The organism is Flavobacterium sp. N502540 (assembly GCF_025947365.1).
In the GTDB taxonomy this organism is placed as follows: domain Bacteria; phylum Bacteroidota; class Bacteroidia; order Flavobacteriales; family Flavobacteriaceae; genus Flavobacterium.
In genome coordinates this window covers 3,842,169-3,854,947 of sequence record NZ_CP110012.1, presented here as the reverse complement: position 1 = coordinate 3,854,947, position 12,779 = coordinate 3,842,169, and the positions used below count along the sequence as shown (strand labels likewise).

Annotated in this window: 9 protein-coding genes; 3 read left to right on the top strand and 6 right to left on the bottom strand. The window is 29.8% G+C overall.

Annotated elements, in window-relative coordinates; all coding sequences use genetic code 11:
• The first annotated feature begins 5 nt into the window (after positions 1-5).
• The gene (locus OLM58_RS16275; RefSeq protein ID WP_264529715.1) at positions 6-1,178 is read left to right on the top strand and encodes a response regulator; all 1,173 of its coding nucleotides are present in this window, start codon (positions 6-8) and stop codon (positions 1,176-1,178) included.
• Between the two features lie 208 nt (positions 1,179-1,386).
• Here OLM58_RS16275 and OLM58_RS16270 read toward each other — a convergent pair whose 3' ends face one another.
• The 6 genes from OLM58_RS16270 to OLM58_RS16245 all read right to left on the bottom strand — a co-directional run bounded on the left by OLM58_RS16270 (position 1,387) and on the right by OLM58_RS16245 (position 9,508).
• Positions 1,387-1,707 (bottom strand): histidine kinase, encoded by a 321-nt coding sequence (locus OLM58_RS16270; protein ID WP_070905723.1) that lies wholly within the window; start codon positions 1,705-1,707, stop codon positions 1,387-1,389.
• Positions 1,694-2,734 carry a sensor histidine kinase gene (locus OLM58_RS16265; protein ID WP_070905722.1) on the bottom strand — a complete coding sequence of 347 codons (1,041 nt, stop codon included), beginning with the start codon at positions 2,732-2,734 and terminating at the stop codon, positions 1,694-1,696. The genes OLM58_RS16270 and OLM58_RS16265 overlap by 14 nt, the downstream gene beginning before the upstream one ends.
• Positions 2,734-3,867, bottom strand: coding sequence for an FIST signal transduction protein (locus tag OLM58_RS16260; RefSeq protein ID WP_070905721.1), 1,134 nt, complete (start codon positions 3,865-3,867; stop codon positions 2,734-2,736). Before OLM58_RS16260 ends, OLM58_RS16265 begins: the two co-directional genes overlap by 1 nt.
• Before the next feature lie 5 nt (positions 3,868-3,872).
• Entirely contained in the window at positions 3,873-6,869 is a 2,997-nt protein-coding gene (locus OLM58_RS16255; protein ID WP_070905720.1) for a PAS domain S-box protein, read from the bottom strand.
• A gap of 285 nt (positions 6,870-7,154) precedes the next feature.
• The gene (locus tag OLM58_RS16250; protein WP_070905719.1) at positions 7,155-7,568 is read right to left on the bottom strand and encodes a response regulator; all 414 of its coding nucleotides are present in this window, start codon (positions 7,566-7,568) and stop codon (positions 7,155-7,157) included.
• Positions 7,569-8,206: 638 nt separating this feature from the next.
• Positions 8,207-9,508, bottom strand: coding sequence for a sensor histidine kinase (locus OLM58_RS16245; protein WP_230001316.1), 1,302 nt, complete (start codon positions 9,506-9,508; stop codon positions 8,207-8,209).
• Between the two features lie 790 nt (positions 9,509-10,298).
• On the opposite strand from OLM58_RS16245, the gene OLM58_RS16240 reads away from it, so the two are divergent.
• Together OLM58_RS16240 and OLM58_RS16235 are read left to right on the top strand one after the other, a co-directional pair.
• Positions 10,299-10,874, top strand: coding sequence for a Crp/Fnr family transcriptional regulator (locus tag OLM58_RS16240; RefSeq protein WP_070905718.1), 576 nt, complete (start codon positions 10,299-10,301; stop codon positions 10,872-10,874).
• 56 nt (positions 10,875-10,930) lie between these two features.
• Positions 10,931-11,878, top strand: a complete 948-nt coding sequence (locus tag OLM58_RS16235; RefSeq protein ID WP_070905717.1) for an MBL fold metallo-hydrolase — start codon at positions 10,931-10,933, stop codon at positions 11,876-11,878.
• Positions 11,879-12,779: the final 901 nt, after the last annotated feature.

Genomic DNA, 12,779 nt, shown 5'->3' with positions numbered 1-12,779 from the left:
ATATTATGAAAATACTAATAGTAGATGATCAGCAATTGGTTTTGTTGTCTTTAGAAAAATTACTAAGCAGTTCAGGATATGAAGTTATCAGTGCAGACAATATAATGGATGCCATTGCAAGATATGACAGTGAAAAACCAAATTTAATTATTGTTGACATTAATATGTCTAACCTTTCTAATGCGGAATCTTTGAACGAAAGTGGATCTGGTTTGGAGGTCGTCAAATATATCAAGCAAATCAAAAAAGACGGCACACCTGTAATGGTACTATCTGGTAATACTGATGAAGAAGTCATTATAAAAGCTTTTGATTTAGGCATTGATGACTACATGAAGAAGCCTTTGAGTTTAAGCGAAATTGGCGCAAGAGTAAAAAGGTTAATTGGCTCTACTATTGAAAAAAGTGTTACAGAAAAAACCAATTCGAAAGAGCGATATATCCAAAACAAATGTATTGGAGTTGTTATTCCGTGCTATAACGAAGAAACCCGTTTGTCTAGTGATGAATTTAAGTCTTTTGTACATAAAAATTTAGGATACCATTTGTGTTTTGTGAACGACGGAAGTAAAGACAATACATTAGCAGTTTTAAATGAATTAACAAAAGGGAAAGAAGAATATATTAGTGTATATGATTGCATAAAAAATGGTGGAAAAGCTGAAGCTGTTCGCCTCGGAATGTTACACTTAGCTAAGCAAAATCAATTTGATTATATCGGTTTTTTAGATGCCGATTTGTCTACCAATTTTGATGATTTTCAAGATTTGGCAGATACTATCTATAACTCTAAATACAAATTAGTTTTTGGTTCGAGAATTTCAAGAATGGGAGCTGACATTACCAAACAATCTGCAAGAGTACTGATCAGTAAAACCATAAATTATATTATCATAAAGATTCTTGGAATGAAAATTAATGATACACAATGTGGAGCCAAAATAATGACAAAAGAAATTATAGAAAAAACTTTTAGTGAAAAATTTGTAACAAAATGGATTTTTGATGTAGAGATTTTCATGAGAATGAAAAAAATATATGGTTCTGCAAAAACTCAGGAATTAATTTTAGAGAAACCTTTAAATAGATGGATTCATATGGATGGTTCTAAATTATCATTTAAAGATTCAGTAAAAATTATGGGGCAAATTGGCCAGATTGCACTCCATTACAGGTAAAAAAACTACAACCAATACTATATAGAGCAAGTCAAAAAAAACTTGCTTTGAGTTTTTTTTATTAGAGAAATGTGTTAATTACAAACAGTTAAAGATTATTTTTTATCATGTTTTTTTACATAATATATATATAAGAATGCAAGGTATAATAATACATCTATTTATTTAACCGCTAATAATAAATATACCATTAGAAAACTATGTTTTTTTACAAGTCGTTTACAAAACTTTGCATTAACTGTAAAATACGTGCAAATTCACCTTCAGATTCAAATGTGCCATTTTTTAATAAATGATTTTCATATTCTTGTGCAAGATCGTAGCTTTTTTCAAGACCTAAAATAGATATTTTATGTTTTAATTTATGAATAACCTCTGAGGCAAGTTTGTAATTCTTGCTTTCGATACTTTTATAGTATGCGGTTATTTCAAGCGGAAGTTCTTTTTTAATAATAGTAATAATTTTTTGCTTAAACTCATCGTCTTCTGCACAAAGTTGGTCAATATAATTTAAATTAGGCTCCTCCATAGTTTTTAGGTAAGGTAAAATAAAATGTTGTTCCAATGTTTTCTTTACTTTCAAGCCGGATCGAACCTTTATAGTACTCTATAATTTTGTTAACTATAGAAAGCCCTACTCCTGAATTTTGATTGTTATTTTCTAATTTCGTGAATATTTTAAAAATTTTGCCGTGGTATTTTTCAGCAATCCCTACCCCATTGTCTTTGATATAAAATTCAAAATCCTGCTCTTTTTCTGTACAGCCAATTTCAATTTGACCTTGAGCCTTATTGTTATAGTGAATACTATTTTCAATTAAATTTTGCATTAATTGCTTGAATCGCCAGCTATTTCCCTTTATTTTTGGTAAATCATTAATTATTGAAATTTTAATATTTTTCGGAGTATGAATTTCTCTCTTAATTTCGTCAATCACCAGATTAAAGTCAATTAACCTTTCTTCTGATTCTACTTTGTCTACAGTAGAATAATCTAAAATTCCTTTGATGAGCAAATCCATTTTTTCCACATTAAGTAATACCTGATTAAGCGAACTTAAACAACTTTGCCTCATTAGGTCTTTATTATCCTCAAGAACCCAATTAATAAGAGTATCTATATTCCTGAGTGGCGCTTTTAAATCGTGAGAAACTACATGAGCATACTCGTTAAGTTCTCTATTTTGGTTCTCTAAACTTAACAACAATTCTTCTCTTTGCTTGTTCATTGCCACAATTTCTATGGATTGCTTTTTTAAGAAATCAGACTGATTAAAATCTTTTTCATTACCCAATTTTTCGGCATCCAAATTCATAGAATTTAAAATCTCTGTCAAATTTGAATTTATTTCTTTTAAACTATTAGCTTCCTCTCGCAGTTTTTTATTGGCTTCAAAAAGCTCATCGGAACTAATTTTCATCGCACGTTGAAACATACTCATCTGATCCTCATGATTATCATAAGATTCATTGACTGCCTGCAAAAAATACTTTAAATCTTTTAAATGCTCAGGGTTTATAAATTTGACAATTTGCCTTTTTAGTAGCGTATTCATTATTCACTGATTAGAGTTAAAGTCATTGTTTGGTTATGCAACTCGCAAAAAGTATTATCGCTAAATGGAGCCATTTCGCCATAAGAGTAAAACCCAGTAATCGCTACTTTATTTCCTATTATTTCCTGAACGTGCTCTATTTCCTCTTCAACCCTTTGATTCATAACTAATTTTCTTCCCACACAACTTACTAGTAAAGCAAGTTGTGGGTGATTCTTTCTATTTTTCATTGCTAAAATGGCCGCTTGAGATGCTCCCTCTGCGATAGCATCTACTGAAGCCATCATGAGCTGTACTTTGGCATTCTCGGGCGCATCTCCAGCTAAAATCATGGACTGATCATCATTATTAATATTTAAAATGGTACGAACAACAGCTTGCAATTTGCCTTCAGGAGTAACGTTTAAAGGGTACAACAAAGAAGCTTGCGGCAACTGATTGGCTTTGTCTCCTAAGTATTTTTTATACAAATCCAAAGCAGGTTGTCCATCTATCTCATACAATACATTGGCTTCTGATCGGGTAATAATTCTTTCGGGACCAAAAGAGCTCCATCCTCCAAAACTCGAAAACGAAATTTCTAAAGTCTCGCCATAAAATCCAATTAAAACAACTTCTCCTTCTTTTGGATTTTCTTTGTAAGAAGCCAACGTTTTCTCAAATTTCGCGTCATCTCCACACATACCGCCCGAGATAGAAACTTTATTTTGAATACAATTTTCAAACCCCTCAATAAGCGAACTTCCGTTTACGAAACTTCCTTCTGAAAGTACAAATAAATGCTTTAAATTTTTTTTCGGTATCTGTTGATAAAGAGAATCCCCTAAAGTATTCGCATTTTTTTTGTAATTAAAAATATTATCCGTTCTAATTTCAAAGCTGCTTTTTTCAAACTCTATAGCAGTAACTACGATAGAATCATCAAATACATTTGCATCGATAATTTCGCCTGCTGTAGAACCAAATACCAGATGTTCGTAAGGAAACTCCTTTCTAATCGCTTCAATGACTTCCAGACGTTCTAATTGCATTCTGTTTCCGAAAACAAGTACAAGTGGATTTTTTAATTCCCCTTCCTTTTTCAGATACTCCCAATTTTTATTCTTTTTTTTATACGCTTGAATTATTTTCATAGTTTCTATTTTGGTAATTTAATAAAGAAGGTTGTACCTTTAGTAAGTTCACTTTCAATCCAAATTTTTCCGTTGTAATTTTTGACTATTTTTTTTACAATAGACAATCCAATACCTGTTGATCTTTTATTAGAACTAAAAGATTGAAACATTTTAAAAATTTTTTCCTGATTCTTCAGAGCAATACCGGGTCCATTGTCTTTAATTGCAAAAACATAGTACTTTTTTTCCTCTTCCCAACTTATTTCAATAATTCCCAGAGGCTTGTCAATATAATTTACCGCGTTGCTTATAATATTTAAAAACAATTGTTGCATTCTAAATCGTTCTGCCTTAATTGTTGGCAGTTCATTTTTTACCAAAACCTGAATGTTTTTTGGTATATGAATAATATCAATTATTTTACTTATTTCAAGATTCAAATTGATGCTTTCAGTAATCATTTCTATATCATCTACTTTAGAATATGTTAGAATTCCTTCAATCAAATGATCCATTTTCTCCACTTTGTCTTCTATCATATTGAGATATTTAACTGTTTGTGCATTAAACTCTTTATCACTGTCCTCTTTGATCCATGTAACCAGAGAATGTATACTTTGCAGCGGTGACTTTAAATCATGTGATACAATTTGAGCATAATCATTGAGCTGCTCATTCTGTTTTTCTAATTTTTTAAGCAACTCCTCTTTTTGTAATTCCAGGTTTTTTTGTTTAGTTATGTCTAGATGTATTCCTATTGAACCAATTACTTCACCATTGACATTGTAATTGGGCGCACCACTAATTAGCCAATGCCTTGTTTCTCCTTTCTTATTAATAGAGGCTACTTCATAAGAATCTGACTTCCCATTAATACGCTCTTTATTTTTAAAAGTAACTAATTTTTTATCTTCAGGATGCAGCAAAATTTCAGATGCTTTGTTGCCTAACAAATCAATCAAAGAAAAACCGCTCATATCACAAAAGCACTGATTAGCCAATTGTATTATATCATCCTTATCTACTTCCAATAAACCCATATTCATATTGGCAATAATATTTCGATATTTTTCTTTTTCTGCTTCCAGGCTTTCTTTATACTTTTTTTTAATTGTAATGTCTTCAAAGCTCCATAAATGACCGTCATTTTTGTTCCCTTTAGATATAGTAATAAAGCTTCTTTCATACACGCGTCCATCGGCCAGTTCAATTTCTTCAGAAAATACATTTTTTTTGTTTCTTAAAATTTCTTCAACTCTTTCAATAAACTCATCTGGTCTTTTAAAAAAGTATTTATTTTCCTCAGTGGCCATTTTTGAATCAAAACCTATCATCTCTTCTGGTTCTCCTTTAAAATCAAATAAATCACAAAAGCGTTTATTGGCAATTAGAACCTTTCTATCCTCATCTTCTAATAAAATACCAGATTGAAGATTGGTAATTAACGAAGTCAAACGATTCTCAGAATCTATAAGCTGTTGATTGAATTCTTTTTCCTGACTTATATTTTCTTCAATAGCAAAATACTTAATCACTTCTCCGTGTTTGTTATGCAGTGCCTGTCCCTGCACTCTAACCCAATATTTTTCTTTAAATTTTGTATAATTTAAGATTTCACAAGTGAAAGGAAGTCCTTGTTTTATTTGATTTTTTAAATAGGTAATGGTGTCTGGATTAGTTGCTTCTCCTTGCAATAAATGACCTGGACTCTGACCAATCAATTCTTCCTTAGAATAACCAGTCATTTTGGTAAAACTACTATTGATCCACTCTATTTTACCTGACTTGTCACAAATAATGACTGCACTTATATTTTTATCAGCTATCGAGGACAGTAATAAAAGTTGTTCTTCTTTTTGCTTGACTTCTGAAATATCCTCAATCATTGCAAAATATTGAATCACTTTTTTGGAGGGATCTAGAATGGGCTGTCCGACCGTTTTAGACCAAAAAGTACTTCCATTTTTTCTAGCATGCAAAATTTCTACCTCAAAAGCATTTCCATCGTAAAAAGCACTGATCATTCTACGGATTTCCTCTTTATCCGATAAAGGATCTGAACCTACCTCTAAAGGTGTTTTACCAATAATTTCATCTTTCTCATATCCTGTCAATTTAAGATAAGCATCATTACACCAAAATATCTTTCCATCCGGATATGTAAATAAAATGCCATTTTTATTTGTTTTTGCTACCATGGACAGCTTATTTAGCTCCTCATGATTTCTTTTTTGTTCTGTAATATCACGTCCATAGATCTTCACATAGTACTGTTCCTGCATACTTTTACAAACAAAGGAGTAACACTTACCATTACTCTCCGCTTCAAACATCCATCTTTTTTTTGTTTTATCTATTTTATGGACGATGAACTTGAAAAAATCCTTAATTTCATAATTAATTCCATGGTATGTAAGTCTTTTTAAATTCTGAGTTGCTGGATTCATTTTTAATAAATGCCCCTCAAAATCAATCCGAATTAATAGATCCTGATTTTGAGTAGGAAATAGTTCTCTATCATCAATTTCCTTATTGTCCACTTTTAATTCATTTTCCTCGTGATGTATTATAGTCAAAGACTTTTGTAATGCGGCATCAGACTTATCACGATTGTACATTAAATCAAATAAATCTAATGATGCATCGTGCTGAGCAAAATCATAAAGAGAGAGTTTTTTTTCTTCAAAATTTTTATCAGAAGTAAGCCAATTACTGCCTAAAAACAAATAGCCATTACCATATTTTTCAAATTGCCCTCGGAGCAAGATTTCATTCCTGAGTGATTTGATTATGACCAATTGATTTGTGATCTTATAAAAGTTGTCACTGTTTAGCTCTTCCAAAAATGGTTTGGTGATGGCAAATGAATACAAAAAATAGTCATTGCTTTTTAAGTCAGGAAGAATTTTGATTAAACTTCTACCTCTATCTTGGATAAGTAAGTTTTGATCGAGCAGAACATAAAAAGGGAAAAACCTATTGAATGTCTCACTATCAAAATGAAATTGAGAATTTTCCATACCTCTACCTCCTTTAATTTTAAAATTTTATTTGTACATAATCTAATCCTCGCAACACTATCCTATTTGGAATGTTTTTAACACCAGAAAACAGCTAAGCCAACTACTAAAACGACCTCAAATTCTAATTACTCGTTTTTACCAGAATTGTACTTCAGGAGTGCTATTTTTATTAAAATATTAAATATTTAAATTTCAAATCGTTTTCAATTAAAAAAAAGCAGATTAACAAAAAACGTTATTTTTTTTTCTATAAGACTAAATTTAAAAAATCGTGATATTTTTTTACTGCGAAATTAATTCATTTGTACTCCAATAATCAAGTAGTTTTTTTATTCTATCTACATAATCCTCATATTTAAGTGGTTTTAAAACATAGCCCGCAATACCTATTTTATAACACTCCATAACATCCCTATGATTGTTAGAAGTCGTTAAGATAATTGCTGGTATGTATTTTAACACATCATCCGCTTTTAAGATAGTCAAAAACTCGATTCCGTTTAATTTAGGCATATTGAGGTCTAAAACAATAATATCCGGAATTATTTCTTTCATTTTCAATACATTAACCGCTTCCTCACCATTATCTGCTTCGATGATTCGATGATTGAGTTCTAAACTTTTTAGCACTCTATTGAATTTCATCACTTCAATTACATCATCTTCTATTAATAGTATATTTAATGATTTTGCCATTTTTCTTATTATTTAAATTTTAATGCATACTTATTCAATTTCAAATGTATTTCATTAACGTAAGAGTAAAGATTCTTTTTCGTCAAATCATAACAAAGTGTAGACAACTGGAAAAAAAGTGTCGGTGAATAGTATTTATGCAGGTAATCCATTATAAAAATAAAATTAAAACAATTTTAAACCTCAATATTTTTTCGCACTCAATAGTGATTGAATATCATTTTTGAAATTTTATAAGTACCAAAACCGATATTAATTATAACAAGTTAGAATATCAAACAAGATCTTTTTGTGAACTCGTCTAAAATATTGTTCCATTATTGCAGCAACTTCCAGAATTACGTTGCCATTTTTTGTTGACTTTTTCTTTACAAAAATCAATTTTGAAATCGCCTACCTTTTCAAAAAAAACTTCCTAAGTACCAAAAATATGACACCCCTTTTTTTCCAAAATCCCTAAGTTTTTATGCCAATTAAAATCAGTAAAGGTGATGTAATTCTAGTGAAGTGCTATTTTTCTACTACAAAAACATTTTCTATTCTACTTTCATTAAAGAAAAAAACATAAATGCTTATTATAGACGCATAAAACGTTGCGACAAAAATTCCATCCTAATCTTTTATGATCTGTATAGAATTTAGCAGTTGTACTCTTTGGGTAAAGTAAAACAAAAACAAGCACCTTTTTTATTGGCTTCTCTATTCTTCAAATAGATAGTACCTCCTACTCTATCTATTATGGCTTTTATTGTTGACAAGCCAATACCGGCATTCTTCTCATATTTTGAACTAACCGTTTCAAATAATTCAAATACTTTTTCCCAGTATTCTTCTGGTATGCCTGGTCCATCATCTTCATAGACAAAAAAACAACTAGTTTCATTTTCTGTTAGTGATATCCAAACATTACATTCCTGTTTATCAGTATGTTTTACTGTATTTGATAAAAGATTTTGAATAATTTGAACAAAACCTATTTTTGAATGCCTTATTATGGTATTACAATTCCTATAGTGAATATAAGTTGGAACATATAAAGCACCATTATCAACTATATATTGAATAATACTTTCGACATTAAAATCTTCAAAATGAATTTGATCGTTACTAACTTTCGTATATTCTAAAATGCCATTAATCAAGAAATCCATGTATTCATTTCTAGAATAAATCAAATCAATCCAGGCCTCTATCTCTGTGTTTTTGATGAGTGTATTATAATCTTCTTTTATAAAAATTAATAACGAATTTACACCTCGAATTGGAACTTTTAAATCATGACTAAGACGATGAGCAAATTGGCTCAACCGTATATTTTTTTTCATAATCTCATCATTCAAATCTTCCAAAAATTTATTTTTTTTATGAAGTTCAAATAGAGAAATCACTTGGTTTGCCAATGCCTTTAATGATTCTTGCTGACTATATGTAAGACCTTCTCTTGGTTTGCTATCAATAACACAGAGAGTACCTAATGAATAACCGTCCTTGGTGTTTAAAGGAGCACCTGCATAAAATATTACGTTCGGAGCATTTATACTTAATGGATTATCATGAAATCTTTGGTCTTTAGAGGCATCTGGAATAATAAAAAGTTCATTAGGCGTATTTATTGCATGTGCACAAAAAGCAAAATCTCTCGGTGTTTCGGTTACATCTAAACCATGATGTGATTTGAACCATTGTCGATTCTGATCTATTAATGTTACCAATGCAATAGGGGCGTCACAAATTTGGGCCGCTATTTTGGTTAAGGAATCATACTCTTCTTCTGGGAGGGTATCTAGTATATTATAACTGCTTAATGCTTCGAATCTAAAAGCTTCATTTTTAGGAACTTCAGGTTTATACATATTAGACAGATTTTTATTTTCAAGTAAAACTAAAACATATCCTATTTTTTTTATAAAAATAAGAAAAGTTTTAAATAATTTTGACATTCCTAAAGTTAAAATCCGATGTTTTAATAAGATTCTGTCACATCCGCAATATAAATCTAAGAAAAATCAGAGGTCCGAAAATTATGCAGCCAATTTGCAAAATGATTTAAACATAATTTTTTCAGGCTTAAACATCTGATTCTTTCTCAACATATGTATAACCTCGATCCCACCCAAGGTTCTTTTCGCAGATTCAAAATTTTTGAAACCCAAACCATTTTGTACCCTCCATTTTATAAAACGATAGTCCTACTCAACGATATTATTGAGATATTTTACACTGTCGAATCTTAATCTTTGTGAATGAGCGTTTGTTATAAACTTTGATAGCGGCAGTATTACAATCACTTTTATCAATGTTTATTACTCTGGTTTGTAGTTATGACTAATTGCTTTAATTAGAAACAACTGAGTACTCATTCTCTGTCTTTTTCTGGTCAAAAGAAAATCTACTGTATGGCCAAATTTATCTACCAGTACAATATAAATAACACCAGATATCTTTCAGTTTGATATAGATTTTATAGATTTGTCTCTACCATTAGGCTAATGTGTGTTCTTAGAAATAAAAAAATATTTAACCAGACTATCTTAAATTGACTAGCCAAATTGCACGAAAAAAGGATTAAATCTTTAAATGATGAATAATTCAGGTACAAAAAAGAATAAAATAATAAATCTTGAACCTAAAGAACTGAAAACGAGTTATCAATTAAGATTTTATAATTAACGTTTGTTTAGTTACACATATATTAGACGGAAGTAAAAAAATAATAAAGAATAAAAATTAATGAATGATATTCGACAAAGTTTAAGTCAATTTATGAGTTTGGCTGATGAAGAGTTTGACTTAATTAAATCTAAATTGGAGGTAGAAGAGATTAAAACAAATACCATAATTATAAAGATTAATCAAAAAGTTTCAAAGCTATATTTTGTAAAATCAGGTTTATTGAGAACTTACTTCTTATCTGATGGGAAAGAAATAAATACCTATTTTGCTTGTAATGGACAATTTATAACTTCCTTTTCTAGCTATATCACACAAACACCATCAATCCAATATTTAGAAGCTCTTGAGTCAAGTACATTGTATTCAATTACATTTGAACAATTAAACAATCTATACGAAAGCTATCCTAAATTTGAAAAATTTGGAAAAATTTTAGCAGAACAAAACTATTTATGTGTATTAGAAAGGATGATTTACTTACAGTCGAAATCAGCAAAAGAGAAGTATCTATATTTTATTGAAAAATATGAAAAAAAAATTGTCCAAAGAGTTCCACAACTACATATCGCAAGTTATTTGGGCATTACTCCGGAAACATTGAGCAGGGTAAGAAAAGAAATTTCTATTTCTTGACATTTGTCAATGCCAAGCAGTGAAATGTACTGCAATTTTGCTAAAAAAAAAGCAAAATGAAAAAAAATACACTTTCTCTCATCGTAATGGCTTCAGTCTTTGTATCAATTCTATCCATAAACTCTTGTAATAGTATTTTAGAGGTTTCTAAAATAGAAACAAATAGGGCTTTTAATACAAGGACAAATAATAAAGTACAGTTTTCAATCATTGAAACAGGAACAGCAAAAACACAAAAGGCGTTTGCGTTTAAAGGTGGTAGCTTGTTTGAAAACCTTAAAATTGCACATATTTCTGTTTGGGTCAAACACCCTAATGGCGATTTTTTATTTGACACAGGACTTGGAGATAGTATTAATATTCAATTTGATAAGGGAATGTCGTTCTTTCATAAACTAATGTTTAAGTATAAAAAGGGACAAAGTGTCAAAGAACAATTATTATTAAATGGGTTAAATAATAATTCAATAAGAACTATTATTTTATCCCATTTGCATTGGGATCACGCAAGTGGGATTAATGACTTTCCAAATTCGGATATTTATACTACTGAAGAAGAGCTAAAATTTGCACAATCAAACAAAGCCTTTTCGCCAGCATTTATAAAATCTCAATATAACAACAAATCTACAAAATGGAAATTTCTTAATTTTGAAAAAAATAAATACGAATTTTTTGAAGAATCTTGCGATTTTTTTGGCGACGGAAGTGTGATTTTTGTAAAACTGCCTGGACATACGCTTGGTTCAATAGGAATGTTTATCAATGGGCAAAAAAGATACTTTTTTACAGGTGATGTCACTTGGGCTATTGAAGGTTTTAAAAGACCATCATCCAAAAATAGAATACCAAGTAAATTAGTTGACTACGATAAAAATAAACTAGATACAACCATTATAAAGATACATACCTTAATGAAATTAGATACAAATTTAGTAGTTATACCTGCACACGACTTTGAAATCCAAAAAACATTAAAACATTTTCCTGAATTTCAATACTAATGATTGAGTTAGAATCCAATAATGTATTTGATGATGAAATCAAACATAAAAAAGAACGAACCGCTAACAAGTGTTTATAGAATTTACAAAAACAATTCAAACATACTATTCCTATCACACACTATAGACTCAGAACACGATACTGTCGAAAGACTTAAAGCTTATACTAAAGTGACAGAATATCTAATAAATGGTATTTTGTAACTGGTAATAGAGATAGTATTTACAGTATTGCACCAAAAGTTGTTTTGCAACCACATATAAAGATTCAAAAGAACCAAGTAATTATGTTCATAGTGCGGATATTCTGGACAAAGTGAGCAGTATAAATGAACTCAAAAAGGTGTCTAAAAATTAGGAAAATGTTTTTTTTTGTGGAAGATCAAAAGTTAACAGACTTAAGTTCAAATATTACTAAAAAAATAACACCTATTATAACTAATAATAACTATAATTTTGATTGATCAAGTCTGAATTGAAAATTACTGTTGCTGTCAACTGTTTTAAAATCAATCTTTCCCCAAACATAGCACACACTATTATTTATTGATTGAATAAAATATTAAGTTACTTATGTATTAAATAAAGCAGTAACTTCATCGATCTTGATACAATTACAATACTTTTTTTAAAACCATAAATTAATTTCACTATATTTACTGTAGTTTTGCCCCTAAACAAATTTAAATTTGGAAGATTTGAATTTAATCGAAAAGTCCTATACTGCCTAGTATGGGATTTTTTAACAATTTTTAAATTTCAAGAAAAGAAAAAGCCAAAAATTATTATAGTATTCAGAGGGTTTTAGTAATTCCTACAACAGTTAATACTCACCTCTCCCTTCTCTAAAATTCATTACAAACATACAACTAACAACTGGATGTGCTAACTTAGCGTGGAG

Bases quoted from the DNA above. Each gene is read 5' to 3' on its own strand.
- OLM58_RS16250 (WP_070905719.1), bottom strand. From the start codon at position 7,568: ATGGCAAAATCATTAAATATACTATTAATAGAAGATGATGTAATTGAA.
- OLM58_RS16270 (WP_070905723.1), bottom strand. From the start codon at position 1,707: ATGGAGGAGCCTAATTTAAATTATATTGACCAACTTTGTGCAGAAGAC.
- OLM58_RS16240 (WP_070905718.1), top strand. From the start codon at position 10,299: ATGAATGATATTCGACAAAGTTTAAGTCAATTTATGAGTTTGGCTGAT.
- OLM58_RS16260 (WP_070905721.1), bottom strand. From the start codon at position 3,867: ATGAAAATAATTCAAGCGTATAAAAAAAAGAATAAAAATTGGGAGTAT.
- OLM58_RS16255 (WP_070905720.1), bottom strand. From the start codon at position 6,869: ATGGAAAATTCTCAATTTCATTTTGATAGTGAGACATTCAATAGGTTT.
- OLM58_RS16245 (WP_230001316.1), bottom strand. From the start codon at position 9,508: ATGTCAAAATTATTTAAAACTTTTCTTATTTTTATAAAAAAAATAGGA.
- OLM58_RS16265 (WP_070905722.1), bottom strand. From the start codon at position 2,734: ATGAATACGCTACTAAAAAGGCAAATTGTCAAATTTATAAACCCTGAG.
- OLM58_RS16275 (WP_264529715.1), top strand. From the start codon at position 6: ATGAAAATACTAATAGTAGATGATCAGCAATTGGTTTTGTTGTCTTTA.
- OLM58_RS16235 (WP_070905717.1), top strand. From the start codon at position 10,931: ATGAAAAAAAATACACTTTCTCTCATCGTAATGGCTTCAGTCTTTGTA.